General features: G+C 65.6%; 15 protein-coding genes. 5 read left to right on the top strand and 10 right to left on the bottom strand.

Features of this window, described 5'->3' with window-relative positions:
* Positions 1-726: 726 nt before the first annotated feature.
* The 7 genes from RR1_RS23165 to RR1_RS22045 all read right to left on the bottom strand — a co-directional run bounded on the left by RR1_RS23165 (position 727) and on the right by RR1_RS22045 (position 8,109).
* Entirely contained in the window at positions 727-996 is a 270-nt protein-coding gene (locus RR1_RS23165) for a DUF6924 domain-containing protein (protein ID WP_371836791.1), read from the bottom strand.
* Positions 997-1,608: 612 nt separating this feature from the next.
* Positions 1,609-2,625 (bottom strand): site-specific integrase, encoded by a 1,017-nt coding sequence (locus RR1_RS17510; RefSeq protein WP_072713721.1) that lies wholly within the window; start codon positions 2,623-2,625, stop codon positions 1,609-1,611.
* A 1-nt stretch (position 2,626) separates the two neighbouring features.
* Complete coding sequence (locus RR1_RS22050; protein WP_255312206.1) at positions 2,627-3,775, bottom strand: site-specific integrase; 1,149 nt, start codon at positions 3,773-3,775, stop codon at positions 2,627-2,629.
* A 359-nt stretch (positions 3,776-4,134) separates the two neighbouring features.
* Positions 4,135-5,031, bottom strand: a complete 897-nt coding sequence (locus RR1_RS17500) for a DUF2637 domain-containing protein (protein ID WP_072713719.1) — start codon at positions 5,029-5,031, stop codon at positions 4,135-4,137.
* 186 nt (positions 5,032-5,217) lie between these two features.
* Complete coding sequence (locus RR1_RS17495; RefSeq protein ID WP_072713718.1) at positions 5,218-5,538, bottom strand: hypothetical protein; 321 nt, start codon at positions 5,536-5,538, stop codon at positions 5,218-5,220.
* A complete protein-coding gene (locus RR1_RS17490) occupies positions 5,535-6,314 on the bottom strand; it encodes a ParA family protein (protein ID WP_072713717.1) in 780 nt (259 codons plus the stop codon). The genes RR1_RS17495 and RR1_RS17490 overlap by 4 nt, the downstream gene beginning before the upstream one ends.
* Before the next feature lie 532 nt (positions 6,315-6,846).
* On the bottom strand, positions 6,847-8,109 hold the full coding sequence (locus tag RR1_RS22045; protein ID WP_143153906.1) for a replication protein: 1,263 nt from the start codon (positions 8,107-8,109) through the stop codon (positions 6,847-6,849).
* A gap of 883 nt (positions 8,110-8,992) precedes the next feature.
* Here RR1_RS22045 and RR1_RS17480 point away from each other — a divergent pair.
* Positions 8,993-9,511, top strand: a complete 519-nt coding sequence (locus RR1_RS17480; protein ID WP_143153905.1) for an ImmA/IrrE family metallo-endopeptidase — start codon at positions 8,993-8,995, stop codon at positions 9,509-9,511.
* Between the two features lie 259 nt (positions 9,512-9,770).
* Positions 9,771-10,625, top strand: a complete 855-nt coding sequence (locus RR1_RS17475) for a DUF6545 domain-containing protein (protein WP_143153904.1) — start codon at positions 9,771-9,773, stop codon at positions 10,623-10,625.
* Here RR1_RS17475 and RR1_RS17470 read toward each other — a convergent pair.
* The 3 genes from RR1_RS17470 to RR1_RS22040 all read right to left on the bottom strand — a co-directional run bounded on the left by RR1_RS17470 (position 10,610) and on the right by RR1_RS22040 (position 12,582).
* A complete protein-coding gene (locus tag RR1_RS17470) occupies positions 10,610-11,296 on the bottom strand; it encodes an SGNH/GDSL hydrolase family protein (protein ID WP_083581032.1) in 687 nt (228 codons plus the stop codon). The two genes, RR1_RS17475 and RR1_RS17470, sit on opposite strands and share 16 nt — an antisense overlap.
* Positions 11,297-11,449: 153 nt before the next feature.
* Complete coding sequence (locus RR1_RS17465) at positions 11,450-11,893, bottom strand: hypothetical protein (protein WP_072713712.1); 444 nt, start codon at positions 11,891-11,893, stop codon at positions 11,450-11,452.
* Positions 11,890-12,582: a helix-turn-helix domain-containing protein gene (locus RR1_RS22040; protein ID WP_143153903.1), complete on the bottom strand. Its 693-nt coding sequence runs from the start codon at positions 12,580-12,582 to the stop codon at positions 11,890-11,892. Before RR1_RS22040 ends, RR1_RS17465 begins: the two co-directional genes overlap by 4 nt.
* A 178-nt stretch (positions 12,583-12,760) precedes the next feature.
* On the opposite strand from RR1_RS22040, the gene RR1_RS17460 reads away from it, so the two are divergent.
* From RR1_RS17460 to RR1_RS17450, 3 genes are read left to right on the top strand one after another with little or no spacing between them, the layout of a single operon-like run.
* Positions 12,761-14,032, top strand: a complete 1,272-nt coding sequence (locus RR1_RS17460) for a hypothetical protein (protein WP_255312205.1) — start codon at positions 12,761-12,763, stop codon at positions 14,030-14,032.
* A gap of 22 nt (positions 14,033-14,054) precedes the next feature.
* Entirely contained in the window at positions 14,055-14,960 is a 906-nt protein-coding gene (locus RR1_RS17455) for a DUF8176 domain-containing protein (RefSeq protein ID WP_072713711.1), read from the top strand.
* On the top strand, positions 14,960-15,811 hold the full coding sequence (locus RR1_RS17450) for a MinD/ParA family ATP-binding protein (protein WP_072713710.1): 852 nt from the start codon (positions 14,960-14,962) through the stop codon (positions 15,809-15,811). The genes RR1_RS17455 and RR1_RS17450 overlap by 1 nt, the downstream gene beginning before the upstream one ends.
* The last annotated feature ends 75 nt before the right edge of the window (positions 15,812-15,886 follow it).

Below are 15,886 nucleotides of genomic sequence, written 5' to 3'. Positions count from 1 at the left end.
TAAAATCCCTACGCCCCGCAGCCTGGCGATGCCTCACTTCTCATCGCCACCCGCGCAGCAGCGTGACGCGCCAACTGCCCACATCTCGGTGCATCCATGAACACTCGGATTCTCTGAATCTCGCCCGAAAATCATCAGGGAGCGCACGAAATTTACCGTTGTTGACGCCAAATTTGAGCCAAAACCTGCAGTCGGATGTGAATTTTCTACTCGAACTAGAGCCTCACGTAGCACGTATTCACGTCCAGCGAATTGTTCACCGATGGTTTTCCGAGGGAGAACCCTTCCCTTTTGGTCAGTCGCTACATTTGACTAATGAAAACAATAATCGACACGGATAATGCGTCTCGATTCCGATCCGGCTCGATCGTCGGTCTCGGAATGGCTACTGCGGCCGCGGTAGCGATCGGACTGGTCGGCGGAACCGCCACTGCCCAGGCGCAGCCTGCCCCTCCCGAGACATCCACGGCAGTGGCGGCAGCCGACACTTCGGTCATCTACCTGGACACGGAAGCGATCGCCGTAGCCAATTCGCTTGCCGTAGAGCGAGGCGAACCAACCCTTCCTCCCGAGGTCCGATCGGTGATCATCGCCCCCGAAGGGCTGTTCGCGGCGGATGCCGACGGAAACCAAACAGTTAACGAATCAGGTAGAATCGGAAAAATTCATCACCATCTGTCGCACGGGCCATGGTATCCGTTGTTACGTTTCCGACAAGTGAGTTGTTTAGCACACTCTCGGGGAGGCCACCATAGTCCGATGATCTGCAATGTAGACCAGCGGTGCGAAACCGGGCGTATCATCGACAACTTGGATTAATCCATTCGTGCTCACGTTTTCGAGTTCTCGGGAGTTCACAACGCCGAGATACTCCAGACAGTAGGGCTCTTCGTCGGGATATTCAGTGGTTCCCGCCAATGCCCTATTCCAGGCATCTTCGTTACTGAAGTCTGTGCGGATCAGTGGCGCGAACCCGGCATCTCGTAGCGACGGCATGGGCCAGTATTCTATACCGGTTCTCATAAATGTTTCGGTTAAAATGGCCGAGAACAAGGGGTGCGCGGGACCAGGTGATCGATCCACTCCTCTGTTGACACTCGGACTGATAAGAAATCAGTCGTCTATCGAGGACTTCTGACTGCCGGACAGTGTGCACACCAAACATGACCAGTGGCACTCGAGTCGGCGTGTAAGAAAACGCGTCTCTCACCTATGGAATCGAGTAGCCCTGTGAATGAACCATGATCTCCTGAGGTCGTCCATATATTTTCCCGGAGAAACGACGGTCGGGCTCTTATTCCGCGGCACCTCGGCTCCAACTGGGTGGCCGCCGGTGACACCCTGACCGCACTCCTCGTCTCGTCGGCAGAACTGCTGGGTACATCGACACTCACATTCACCGCAGCGAGCGGTCGTCGACGAAGCCAGCAACCGATCGCCGCGTGTAGTACGGGAGCCTGCTCCCGTACTACACCTCGCTTGATCAGATCGCCCTGCCGCGCAGCGGTGTTGCACCACCGGTGCCGGTCGGGTCGGTGATAGCCAGCGCAGTGCAACGAACGGGTGCGCTGAGGCATCGCGTCGCCCCGCACCCCGCCGGCATGCTCGTCAGGCGTCGCCGGCGGGCCCGTCGTCGAGCAGACTCTCAAGCATTCGGAGTGCGCGGTCGGCGCGCTCTTCGACGTCGTCGAGAACATCGAGAACTCCGTCGAGATCGTGTTGCGCCTGCCGGCGGATGGCGATGCCACGGTCGAAGACGTCCGGGTCGAGCTGGATGGGCGGGACGTGTGGTTGCGGTTCGGCGGGCCGGTCGTCGTCGAGGATCGACGCGGACCGCAGTGGTCGTTGCCGGCGCTGCGGCGGGCTATGACTGAGGTGGGCGCGGACGAGAGCGGCGAGCGAGGCAGCGCTGATCGCGGCCATCGGGAACGGTGGTGCACCGTGCGGGTCGAGTGGCGGGATGAGGGGGATGTCCGCGACGTCGTCGAGCTCGCGCGTCCGCGGTGGGGTGAGGGTTCCGGCCTCGATGCACCGCGCGAGGTGGCGGGCGGTGGGGATGCGGTGCAACGCCGCGTGCACGGCGAGCCAGGTCTCGGCGATCTCGGTGACCGGGTGATCGGGGAGGTGCCGGTCGGTGATGGCGGTGTGCCCGGCGATGGTGATGCCGTCGGGCTTGGCAGTGAGGTCACCGCAGTGCAAGCGGGTGATGTCACTGTAGGTCAGACCGGCGGCGACGAGCACGAGGACCATGCGGTCGCGGTAGGCGAAGAGGGCGCGGGGCCACCCGGTGTCGTCGAGCCCGTCGAGGCGGGCTGCGACGGCGCTGCGGAGCACTGCGATCCGGCGGGCGCGGGAGTCGTTGACGTACATCCGGATCTCGGGGGTGCGTCCTGGTGGGCGGTGGCCGGCGGCGGTGTGGGCGGTGTTGACGACGCTCACGCGCCGGCGCTGCGTCGCGACGCTGGCGGGGTGCTCGTCGAGGAACGTCGCGAGTGTGTGGGGGCTCGCAGGGATCGGTGCGCTCTCGATCGCAGTGCACCAGTCGGTGTACTGCGCCCATGTGACGCGGTCACGGTAGGTGAATCCGGGATCCGTTTCCTCGCTGCGTGTCTCGTGGGTGTGCATGTCAGAGGCCGAGTTCGGTGGCGGCGTTGCCGAGCAGCGGGGCGTGTTCGCGGCGGTAGAGCTCGACCGTCGCTGCCGAGGCGTGGTCGGTCTGGCGGGCGATCTGCTCGCTGGTCTGCCCGTTGCGGAACGCTTGGGTGACGAACCCGGCCCGGGGGGAATGGCCGCCGAGTTGGGCGACGATGTCGTCGGGGTAGCCGGCGAGCGTCGCGCGGCGGCGGATGCGTTCGTGCACCGCGGCACCCGAGAGTGCGGTGTCGCGGATCTGTCCGCCGCGGGTGACCGGACGGAACACCGGCGCGCCCGCGAGGTCGCGTGGGATCGACGGGCACGGGGCGGAGCACACGTGCTCGGCGAGCGGCGGGGCATCTCGCAGTGCGCGGATGACGGCCGGGCGCCCGCTCGTGTGGTGGGCGATCAGGACGTCGAGCCAGCGTCGCAACGCACAGGGCGGGCACGTGTCGACGTGCGCGCCGTACGGCAGGGCGAGGACCCGGCCGCGGCCTTCCTGGTCGGTCTTCGATCGCCGGATCCGCAGGTGCACACCGTCGACCGGATGCCACACGATCGTTTCCACGGTCAGTGCGACGAGGGAGCTGCGTCGCAACGCACCCGCGTACTGGGTCAACAGCATCGCGGTGTCGCGACGCTCGAACACCTGAGACACCCAGCCGTCGGTGTCGCGGCGGGCGGCCGCGACGATCGTGGCGACGTCGGCGGTGAGCAAGGGCCGCACTCGGCGGGGCGGGCGTGCACCGGCCGCGGCGTAGCTGCGGCGGATCCCCGACAACGTGCGGCGCACCAGCTCGGTGTCGGTCGGCGACGGCGCACCGGCAGCGCGGTGATACCAGCCGATCGCCGCGGCCCACCGGGCCAGCGTCGCCGGCGAATACGCTCGCTGCCCGTCTTCGGTGAGAGTCTCCGCCGCGTCGACGAGATACCCCGCGACCGTCGCGGGATCCGCGGGAAGCCCGCGATGCTTCCGCGTGTCGCACCACCCGGTGAAACGCTGCCACGACGAGCCGTACGCACGCACCGTCTCCGGCGCCTGCCCGCGCTCGAGCGTGTGCACCAGACGCGCCCGCAACACCGGATCGAGCGCCCCGAGCTCACCGACCGGCCCGCGGCCACGCTCCGCGAGCTCGGTCACCGCCACTCCCCTGCCACTGTTGTACCGCCCGGAATCCTCGTCACGACCTCAGTCCACCACACCACCCCGACACCATCATTTCGTCACAGTGACGGCAACTGGCGATCTTCGACCCGAAAACGCGCTGAGCACACGCTTTCCCGGAGACATTGCGGTAATGGTGATTACCAATGGTCATCGCTGAAAAGTATCGAGTGGCTCTGCAACCGGCCGACACGATGCCCAGAAACGGCGACGGCAGTCGCATTCGATACGACTACGAATCAGGGCCGGCCAGGCGCGACCGATCTCCGAAGCAGGTCGTCAGAGGTGTTTCAAGCGTGCGCGGACCTACTGACCCTTGCCTCGTCGGTCCCGATTCACACGCCTGCCCGTTCCAACTCACGAGCGCCGCCGACGCTCGGAGCGACGACGTCGCCCGAGGTCGCGCACGGGAGCGGCGGGACCGTGAAACCCTCGGTACGCGCGAGCGCCTCGACACGGTTCCAGCGTCGCCACACCGTCGAACGATCGACTCCGAGACGTTGCGCCACCCGAGTCTTGGGCATGTCCGGTTCTGTGATCAACAGCCGGGCAGTCGCACGATCGTCCTCGTCGAGAACCGGGACGGTGTCGATGAACTCGAGCAGTCCCGCGACAGTCTGGTCGAATCCGCTGCGCGTGCGCCCCATCTCTCGCGCCGTCGGGGTAGCAGCTGCTGCGCCGTGCTCCATCGTGTTCGGGCCCGCCGCACCCTCGACGGTTTCCTCGTCGCGACGCTCCGCCGCGAGTTCCACGGGCGGTGCAACAGCCGCAGGAGGAGAAAGAGTCCCCCGCGAAGTCACGGCGTCAGTCGACTCCGGGATAGGGGTGCGGGTGGCGGCGATCGTCGACAGATGCACCAGGGCGAGCCACAACAGCGGGAAGATCATCGCGATCGCTGCAGCGATCCACGGTGAATGCGGTTGATACCCCAGGTCTTCCCCCACGGCAGCGCGCCGTTGCAGCTCCGCTGCGACACCGAACGTGTGGTATCCGTTCCCCGCCACCGACAGGCCCGCAGTTGCAACAGCAAGCCACCGGCAGAACAGCACATCAGCCCGCGGCGCCGGCACCCGCCGGCGCCCCAACCTCATCACCATCCACATCGCTGCCGCCTGCGCAACATCGATCGCAACAGGCGCCATCCACGCCAACCCCTCACGGATACCGATCTCCACCGCAAGCGCGCGTTGCGCATCGAACGACAACGTGAACGCCATCGCTGCAACACTCATCGTTGCAACCGCCAGAACGAGGAACGCAGCCCTACCCTCCCCCTCCTCGAATGGTGCAACACCACATCGAGTCTCTGTATCGTCGTGCATGACCGGGTTCCCTCTCGTAGATGTTCTCGGTCCGGTCGCCCCGCACGGCTTGGACACTGAAGCGGGGCGACCGGCTAGTGTTGCTAGCTGTGCTAGCTAGCAACCGTTTCGCTCGAGGTACTGCACAATCGCCGCATCCGTGATCGAAGCGGCACTGATCGATCGGTCGCCCGTTTCGTAACGGAGTTTGTCCACCGCCCTGCTAAGCCGAGCCTTCGTCGACTGACGGATTCGAACGTTGTGCTGCTCGACCAACTTCTCACCGGCCGGGTCATTGGCGACAGGCGCTGCATCCGACATCCTGCGTCCAGCTGGAGCGAAATCAGAATCATCTGATTGCACCTGGCTTGGGCGTTCAGGCAAGGATGCGGCCGGATGCTGCTTCCTCAGTACGGGTTCACGCTTGACACTGCTCATGCTGGCGCTCCTGTGATGATGGGTAGCTCTGCGAGAAGATCCGAGTAGGCGATCTGAAGCGACAATGACTTCCCTCCGGTGAATCCGTGGATCGGAGTCTGCGCGCTGTGTGCGTCTTGTCGCGCGGCGAGTTCCGGAATCGCGGTTCGCGCAACCAGATCCCCGTAGGTCGTCCGCAGCTCCTCTTCTCTGAACTTGTGCTCGCCGGTCGCCCGCTTCCTGCTTAGGACTATCTTGTCGAGCACGATCGAGGGATTCGGGCGCATCTGAACGTTCCGGATCGTCTCCTGCAGGTTCTCTACACCTCGCACGGAGTCGATTGTCGGTTCGGTGACGGCGACGACTCCATCGACCGCGCAGAGGACTGCGAATAGAAGCTTTCCGAGTGACGGTGGGCAATCGAACAAGACAGCTCGATAGCTGGAAAGATCCAGCCCTTCGAAGGCGATGTCAAGCCGAAATATCAAGTCGTTCGATCCGTCCGACTCGATATTCGCTAGAGCCTCATCTGCGGGAATCAGATCCACCCTGTCCCACCGTGTCGCGACTACGGCGTCAGCAGCCGTGCCTGGGCTCGTTCTACTCATCAGATCGAATGTCGTCGAGACATCATCGCTTACAGAGAATCCCAGTCCTGTCGTTGCGTTTCCCTGAGGGTCCATGTCCACAACAAGGACGTTGCCGCCGGTATGGGCAACTGCACTAGCCAACCCGAGGGTGGTAGCAGTCTTCCCCACCCCCCCTTTCTGGTTGCAGATCGCAATCTTGCGAGTCATTTCCCCTCCTTCGTTTGGGTTCGGACGAACCTGACCGCCGCCTCTTGTGGGGAGAATCGTAGCTCTGATTGCTACCGACGCTACGGAGGCGCGCCGGGATACGTTAACTAGTGTAGCTAGGTTTGCTAGCAGCAGTTCATGCGCTAGCCGACACTGCCGTAGGCCTTCGAGCAGGCGCGTTACCGTGGCGGTCGAGCCGAGTCCCACCAGAGAGGGATCCGCTAGGCTAGCTAGCCTAGGTAGATGCGTGCGCCCGGCTAGCAGAGCTAGTAATGACTCACTGCGCTAGCTCGCGTAGCGTGGCTAGCGTCGCTCGCTCGCGTTGCTACGCAAGCATTACTAACTGCAGACTCCCCCCTCCTGTTATGGGGGATCGAACCCAGTTCGAGGTACGGATTTCTTTCCCCGTACATGCCCGAGAGGCGCTGATCGAACTTGGATGCTTTCCTTTTTCATCGAGGAAGGGGACGCCGGCGGATAGAGGACTCAGTGAATCGCCGATTCCGGCGCAAGGCCGATCGCACCTGACACATCAACGCGCCGTTGGATTACCCCTGGATTTCCCATGCCTCGGCACTCGTGCGTCGAGGATTTGTTGGACGGCGCGTCGGCCGGGGCCGGTGAGTGCGGTACGTGCTGTTGCGCGTGCTGTTTCGGCTGCGTGGAGTCGGGCGTCGCGTGCGGCGAGGAGTTCACGTCGTTCGCGTGCGGCGATGTCGCGTGCTGCTTGTTCGTGGACGTGGGGTGGGGTTTCGATGTCGGTGTTCCAGCGGTAGAGCAGGTAGCGGAGCCAGCGGCCGGGCTCATGCGGGGTGGGGGAGATGCCAGTGGTCCTGGCCCAGGTGTCGATCGTGACGTTGATGTCGTGGCTGTTCCAGCCGTGCTCGGCGATGCGGCGTAGCGCGCGTGACCAGTAGGTGGCGGTGTGTCGGTGTGCCCAGCGCGGTGTTCGTCGCTCAGCGAGCCACTGAGAGGCCAGAACGTACGCTGGCGCGCCCCGGTCGACCCGCTGCTTGTCGTTGCGGCGCGAAGCGCCTTCGTTACTGTTGTTTCGCTTTGTACGGAAGTTGGGAATAAAGCGAGAGGGGGAAGAAAAAGAGGCCCTAACGGGGTGGGGTGCGCTCTGAAGGAGGTTTCCCTGGTCGTCGCGGGTGTTGTCCACAGGGCGCAGCGCGGGGTGGATGCTCGGGTGTAGGCCGTAGACCGAGGCCCAGCCGCGGGATCGGTCGCCGCGTTTCCATGATGCGAACCGTTCGTTGCGGCTGCGTTGGCGGCCGCGGAAGATCTCGGTGGCCACGCCGAGCAGTCGGAGCAGGTTCAGGGCGCGGGCGACGGTGCGGGTGTGGATGGGTCGGCCGTGCTGCTGGTGGAAGCGGCCGGCGATGGTGGCGCGGGAGAGGCGGGAGTTGCGGCCGGTGCGGCCGTCGGCGGCGTCGGCCATGATCTGCGCGACCCCGAGCAGGGTGGGTAGCGCGATGCCGCGATCGAGTTGGGGGCGCAGCAGCAGGTAGAGCCGCTTGTAGGCGGCTTCGACGGCGCCGATCCAGTCCTTCCGGTTGTTCCAGGCGGGGACGCCGGCGTAGGCGCGCTCGCCCAGGTCCAGGGTTCCCTGGCAGGTTTCTCGGCACGCGACGTCGATGCCGCCGAGTTGGGCGACGTGGAACGGGTGCACGTGCCGGCATTGGTGCCCGACCTTGTCCGACAGCAGCCGCGGGAACGTCCCGTGGCCACGGCGCGGTACGTCGCGGGTGGTCCCGCGATACCAGTGTGTGTGCTCGGTGCGCGCGTGCAGCAATCCCGTGGACCGAGGCTGTGAGAGCCCGGTTGCGAGACCGTTACCGGCGACACGGAGCGCATTGATTGATGCTGATTCAGGGTGTGCGTTACCCTGAGAGCACTCGGTCAACGAGTCTCCCTTGCGAAGGGCAGCACGCGAGCGGACGGCGAATCCGCTGGCAGACAAGTGCACATTTGCGAAACCCCGGCTGGCCGGCCGGGGTTTCGCGCATCAAGGCACTCGCTGCCGGTGCTGCGCGAAGTTCAGTTGTGGGACTTCGGTGTGGCTATGTACCGGTAGCGGGTAGCACCTCCTCGGGATCCGGTGCTGTCAACTCGCTGACGGTCGTGCCGGATTCGGCAGCGACCCACTGAGCGAGGAGAGCGTGTTGGGGGATCCCACGCTCCGCGGAAAGCTCACGTAGCCGGGCACGCACCTTCGGGTGCACGTCGTACGTGACCTTTACCGGGTCGTAGAAGCGCTCACGGGGTCTCCCCGGCTTACGCCCTGTTTTCGTCCTATGGCCGGTCATGGTCGTCATCATTCAATATCCACGGGAGAATCCGGGGGGGCGACACGCCGGGAATCGCCCGGGCAAAACGTCGGATCGCGTGACACTCAGTGGTCGCATGACACATCCCCTCCATCTGGTTGGGGCGCACCACTTCTACTACGGATCCGATCTCGACCGATCTGCGGTGCGTGCCCCGCGCGTTGGCCTCCGGGGCTTGACCCTACCCCGAGATGCACCGGCGTTGCATCCATAGCCGATCGTCATTCATAATCCGTGTTGTTCATGTGTCATTTGTGAGCTGTGATATCCACCTGAGCAGGTGATACAGGGCGTATGGCAATCTGTCACCGCGGTACCTGAACACGTCGAACGCCCGGGGGAAGACCATTGAGCCAGATGCAGCATGGGAGGGGTCCCGACCTGGCCGAGCTTGGCGTCTCCAAGATTCCACTGGTCAAGCCCTGGCGGTTGAGCGACGTGGTCGAGCGGGTCCGGGCCGAGCTCAGTTTCACGATCCTGCGAGTAGCCGAGTGGACCGGCCCGGAGTCGGTTCTTCGCGACGCGGGGTCATGCGGAGCACTGACGGTCGTCGGGACCGAGGGCGCAATGATCCGCTACGACGCGAAGCGGTCACCGGCGCACCAAGAGCGCCAGATCTACCATGAACTCGGCCACCTGCTGTGCGGCCACCACCGGGTGAGCCAGCAGCAGGAGCACCCGGAGATCGCGACCTCGTACGTGGGCGGCATCAACCTCGGCACGATTTTGGGCACCGTCCGCCGCGACATCTTCACTTCTCCTGAGGAACTCGCAGCGGAGAGGCTCGGCCGAGAACTGTCTCGTGGCTCCGCCGGAGTCGACCACCGTGGACGTTGGTCTCTCGTTGGTTCAGTCTTCGGTGAGTGAGTCGACCAGCGAGATTCTGCTGAACCAGGCGAGATCCACTACGAGTCCCGGAGTCGCGACCGTACTGATAGCGCTGGTTCTCGTCGTTCTGGTTGTCCGGTTGGCGGTGGTACGGACAGGTCGGCCGCAGCTGATGCTCACAGCCCTACTGACGGTCATGGCAGTAGTTGTGCTTCTGCGTGACCCTCGAGTCCAGGATGTATTGAGCGCGGCGGGTATCAACCTCGCGTCCGTGAGAGTCCTCGGACACTCAGTCATCATGTTCGGCGCGGTTGCAACCTGGTTCCTGGCTCGAGCCTGGAGATCGTCATACGTATTCCGTCGGCCGGAGGTAGCCGTCGCCCTCGCCGGCGCTGCGATGCTGAGCGGATGGCTGTGGTGGGTCTCCCGACCTGCTCGCGAGCTCAACGTCGCAGTCGAGGACTTCGAATCATGGGTGACGGCCGGCTACTTGGTTCCCGTTTCCCTTCCCGTCCCCGTCGCGTGCGCAGCCATCATCGTTGCGTTGGTCATGCACGGCGTGGAGCGACGGAGCTGGCGTACCTGGCTATGGGTGTCGGCTGGCCTGGTGGCAGCGGGTTTCCAGTTGGTCGACCATCTGAGCCGCGCGATCTCGGGCTTCCTTCTCAGCCTCGGGCGTCATTCGTGGTTGACCGACCTTCGGACACAAGGAGTCGATCAGCTGTTTCTGCCCGCCGTCGCCGCGCTGGCGCTCTGCACCATCCCTGGCATTGTCTCCGAGCTGCGGAGCGTCGGCCATCGCCGCGATGCCCGCGCTGCGGCGACGGACCTCGAGCTTCTCTGGAGAGAGATCACAGCAGCTGTTCCGGGCGTATCCAAGCCCGAGACCGGGACCTTGCCGATCGAAGAACGCGTCGCCGAGATGTTGATCGAGATCGAGGATGGGCTGATTCGGCTCAATCTGTCGCTCGCGTCCACGAGCGCGGAGGAAGCTGCCCGAGACCTAATCGCACTACTCGCTGCGCCCGCACTCGAATCGTCTACCGTTCCTTCATCGGTCAGAGTCCCCGATTGGGTAGCTGATCAATCGAAGATTCGACTCGTAGCACGGGAGTACCGCGCCATGACCAGCGCAAGTCACGTGTCGATCTGAGCAGCGACCTCGTTCGCTGTCGCGGCCATGTCGGCATGGTTCGGGTGGAACGGGGGAGTACGCAGAGCTGTCGTGAGCCCTGCGGGAAACCCCGTAACCCACGGTTCGGATGAACCCAGCCCATGCGTGCTACTCACCTTCGACATTCGCACTACATCAGCGCCGCCGCGTGTACCAGCTGTCTCCGTCGCGGCCGCGAGCGCATCAGCGATCTCGCGGTAGCGCTCGATGAGCTCGGGAGCTAGCGGGATCTCCGCCGACGGCTCGGTGTCGACTCCACAAACCGTCAGGTAGTCAACCAGGACTATCCGGGCGTTCGGGGCTGCCTCGTGGATTGCATCGACGGTTCGATGCAGCGCGGACTGAGCTGTCTCGAAGACCGAAGCCGGATCAGGAACCCGGGTGAGCAGCGGCAACCTGGAAGCCACCCGGCCCGCGGGCCCCTTTGCTCTAAGCCTGCTGCCCACTGCATTCATGATGAGTGTCCCGATGTAGCCGACATCGTTTCCGCCAACAGTCACGGTGACCAGGTCCGTGTGAGGCGAGAGGGCCAGGATCTGGGGTGGGAGTCTGCGAAGGCCCACGCGCTGCGCTGTGTTGACGATGTGGGAACTCGTTGCGCCGGAGGAAGACCGGTCGAGCAACTCTGCACCGAGCAGATTCGCGAGGATCGAAGGTTAGTTGCTGGACGACCGCTTCGAGGTCGGGTCGGCAACCGGGTCCAATCCGGGACCGGCTGCGAATGAACTACCGAGCGCGACAAGCTGCTGGTACGCCATGCGCAGGATGCTAACAAAGCCGTCGGGTGCGACTTCTGGTCAGAGTCAGCTGGGCGAATCGCGCTTGATGGGTATCTGCTGAAGTGTCTGAAGGACGGCGGCGAGTTCGGCAAGGGTGGGGGACGATCCTGCCCTCCCGGCCAGGTAGGTGATCCCTCGATCGCGAATCTCGATGCCGATCCGCAGCTGGAGTGTGTAGCGGCGTACCGACTCGGTCGTCTCGGCGCTCTCCAGATAGGACTGCGGGACACCGAGCGGATCGCACAATGCGGCACGCAGGTCCTCGGATACGTAGGTGGCGCGGCTCTCGAGCAGGTTGTCAAGCTCATCGCTGGAAACCACTCTGGCGATCTCCAACCCTGACGCAAGGGACGCGAGCGAGTGCCGCGTCAAAGGCGCTGCGGCGCTCGGGCGTCGGCAGTCCAGCAGGGTTCGCACTCTCATTGCCAACGTGATGTCTTCGTACTCGTCAGGCTGGTTCCCGATCACCGGCCCTCCCTTCGTAGCGCGAAGCGTGCTTCGGCTCGTTTTCGATCGTCATCCGTTAGGCGGTCATTTCGGCCGAGCAGCCAACGTAGATAGATCGCTTCACCCTGGTCGTAGCTGTCGAGTGCGGTATCTGATCGGGCACTGAGTTCTGGCGCAAGTATGAGCGAGAGCAAAGGATCGTCGTCGATCGTGCCGTCGTCCATCAACCGCCGTTCCGTGTAGTCGATCAGCCACGCGCGGTTGAGGCGATCGACAACGATCTCGAGATCACCAATCGCTGATATGAGTTCAGTAGGCATCTGGCCTTCCGCTGAGGCCAGCCCCTCACGCAACCGGTTGACGACACGAGTCAGCACCGGAAGAAGTTGGCTCGACACGAGAATCGACGAACCGTCGTTCTCGTTCAGGGGTCTCGCCCCTAGCGCTCCCTGATTCCTGGCTTCCTCGGCAGGCAGCGGTGTTCCACCGTTCCACGCCTGGCTGGCTGAACCGGGGACCCAGTTCAGGGCCCGATCCAACCGCTGAAACGTCGCCAAGGCCGGCTTCGGCTCCAGACCCCTCTCGATCTTGCTGGTGGTGGCAGGGACCGGACCGCCAGCGTTGCGTAGCGCAACCAAAGAGAGGGCCAAGGCTCGCCGCCGCTCTGCGACGAGTCGGCCGAATCGGTGAATGTCGTCCTCCGTCGCCACGAACCGGACTCTACGTGGCCAGCATGAATCGGTCATAGGATCGCATTCAATGAGTCGTAGTTAGCACGTTCGTTAGCATGGCACTGCAATGTCGAATGTGCTTCAATGCGTGTTGTCGAAGTTCTCGCGCAGGTGATTGCCCTGTGAGGACGCACATCGAAGCAGAGGGAGAGCTCTGATGAACAAGAAGGCTGTTCGCCGACAACGCATGGCGGCCACAACGTCGTTGGCGGTTGCGATGTCGTTGGCGTGCGCGGCGTTTGCGCAGGCCGCGCCCGCGGATCAGCCGGGGGTGACGGCACCTGCTCCTGTGGGGGATCAGCCGGGCGTCTCGACGCCGCCTGCTCCGCCGGTGCAGCGTGAGTATCTGCCGCTGTATCAGCCGTCGCCGCAGGTTCAGGAGTCGCAGTGGCGGTCGATCGACGATTTCGAGTCGGGTCGACAGCAGCCGGTGTATGTCGAGCCGTCGTATGTGGCGCCGGTGGAGTCCGTGCCGTCGTACAGCGAGCCGGTCTACACCGAGCCGGTGATCAGTGCTGATCCGGTGGCCACCGCGCCGGTACCGCAGCCTCCGGCACCGCCGGTGGTGCAGCGGCCGGGGATCGCGCCGGTGGAGGCTCCGGAGGGCTACATCTTCACCGGTGTGGGTCTGATCGAGCAGCCGCAGTGGCTGCCCGATGCGGATCGGGACCGGATCACGAACACGATCGCCGCCGCACAGGCCGATGCGGGTAACGCGCTGATCGGTGCGGGTGTCACTGCCCCGCAGGCGGATCGGATCACCGGTGGCACGATCGCGGGCGGTCTGACGGGTGCGGCGATCGCGGGCGGTACCGGTGCGGTGGTCGGCGCCGCCGGCGGCGGCGCGATCGGGCTCGGTATCGACCTGTCGACGGTGCCGGGCACGTGGTGGGTTCCCGGCTGGGGCTGGGTGTTCGGTCCGGGCCTGGGCGCGGCGATCGGTGCCGGTATCGGTGCCGCGGTGGTCGGTGTTCCCGCGGCTGCCCTGGGTGGCGCGGCGGGCGCAGCGATCGGCGCGACGGTCTTCGGTGGTGAGGACACCGTGATCGAGGAACCCGCACCCGCCCCGGCACCCGAGCCTGCCCCTGCTCCGGAGCCGGCGTCGGTGTGGGTGCCGCCGGTGGACACCGATGCGGTGACCACGCAGACCGCCGCGGTGGTCGAGCAGGTCGAGCAGGCGGGTGGCTCCGGGTTCGTCGAGACGGCCCGCGAGGTCGTCGCGGCCGCCCCGGTGGTGGCCGAGCAGGCGGCCCCGCAGGTCGACGGCGCGCTCACGCAGGTCCGCGAGGCTGCCGTGGCGCAGCCGGGCGGCGAGCAGCTCGTCGCGCAGGTCGAGCAGGCGGGCGCGGATCTCGCGGCCGCGGCAGCACCCGCGATCGAGCAGGCGAACGCGTTCGCCGGTGCCGTGATCGCCGGGCTGAACGGCTAGAGATTCCGAGGGAGGGACGGGAATGGATCGCGAGAGCTGGCTTCCGCGTTTGGATCCGGAGATCGGCGAGGAATCCGATACCGAGGTGCCGCTGCAGGGCGACTCGCCGGCATCCGACGATGCTGTCGATCCGCCGCAGGCGGGCGCCGACGGCGAGGCGGCCGCGGCGAATGCCGAGGATGCTTCCCGTCCCTCTTTGTCGGTGATCACCGAGAGTGATCACCACGGTGACGGCCCGGCGTGGGCGAGCGAGTGGCTCGCCACTCACGCCGATGCCGTGCCTGATGCCACCGCTGCTTCTGTCCCCGAGGCTGACGCTGCGCCCGATCGGGCGGATCCCGGTGTCGATCGTCGTCGGGGCCGGGCGGCGCTGGGTGTGGCGCTCGGTGCCGCGGTGGTGGTGATCGTGGGCGGCGGCGTCGCGGCGGGAACGCTGCTGGGGTCGTCGAGTACGCGTGCTGAGCCGATGGCGGTGCCGGGAACGACGACCCCGGCCGCGTCGGCGACCTCGCCGTCGACCGCTGACGAGGTCGGTGCGGCTGACGGCGAGGGAGAGTCGTCGTGGTGCAAGCCCGTCGAGTTGGACGACCGCGTCGAGGGCAACGGGCCCGGCGGGACCGATTCCGGGCCGGCCGCGATTCTCGCGTTCGATCACGGCTTCTACGTCGAGCGTTCCGGTCAGGCGGCGCGGCGCAGTGTCGCGTCCGACGCCGCGGTCTCGCCGGCGGAGGTGCTTCAGGAGGGGATCGACGGGATTCCCGAGGGCACCGAGCACTGCTTGTCCATTCGGCTCGTCGCGCCGGATGTGTGGGACGTCGATGTGCACGAGAAGCGGCCCGACGGGTCGATCGAGTACTACCCGCAGACCTTCCGCACCGATACCCGTGACGGCCGCACCCTTGTCACCTCGATCACCAAGAGGTTCTGATGACCGACAGCTGGATGGAGTGGACCACCGGGGGACCGGTGGCCGTCGACGAGGATCTCGTTGCCGGGCAGGGCGGCGACGCGGCGACGGCCGATTGGGGGCCGGCTGCACCGTTCGTGGCGGACGGGTCTGCCCGCGACGTCGGGGAGGACGGGCCGGAGGCGGCTCCGCTGGTGGTGGTTGCGGGCCATCGTGGTGGCGCGGGCGCGACGACGACGGCGATCGGGCTGGCGCTTGCGCTCGATGAGCACGGCCCGGTGGTGCTCGACGAAACCGGCTCCGATGGCGACCTGCTCGAGCGTGGTGCGCTGACCGGTGCGCACGCTGCGCAGTGGTGGTCCGGCGGCGAGCAGTGGGTTCGTACCGGCAGGACGCTGTGGCGTGCTCCTGCTCCGCAGGTGCCGTATCCGCCGTTGCCCATGATCCTGGCGCAGCTCGGCCGCCCGGTTGTCGTGGACACCGGTGCTGGTCTGGCCGGTGCCGGGCTCCACGGGCTGGCGGCTCCGGCGGGGACCGGCGCGCCGCTGCCGCAGGTGGTGTTGGCGATCGCGCCGCGCGCGGGCGAGGTCAACCGGTTGCCCGGACGGCTCGATGTGCTCACCGATCTGCTCGGTGGGCCGGGCGGGCTGACGCGGGCGCATCTGGTGGTCTGCGACACCCGCGCTGTGTCGGCGCCGATCGTCGAGCACCTGCTCGAGCACCTGTCCGGTCGTGTCGGGTCGGTCACCGCGATTCCGCACGATCCGCACATCGCCGAGTGCGGGCCGATCGACCCTGCCCTGCTCGATGCCGCGACGGCGCGGGCGTTCGCCGATCTCGCCGCACGGGTGTGTGGGGCGGCGGGCTCGTGAGGGTGCCGGATCTGCTCGCTCTGGTCGCTCGTGATGTTCGGGCTGCGGTGCGCGAGCGCCTGTTCGCATCGCCGC

Origin of the sequence: Rhodococcus rhodnii NBRC 100604 (genome assembly GCF_001894925.1) — a bacterium.
Lineage (GTDB): Bacteria > Actinomycetota > Actinomycetes > Mycobacteriales > Mycobacteriaceae > Rhodococcus_F > Rhodococcus_F rhodnii.
The sequence above is the reverse complement of the archived record's forward strand: the minus strand, read 5'-3'. Positions and strand labels throughout refer to the sequence as shown.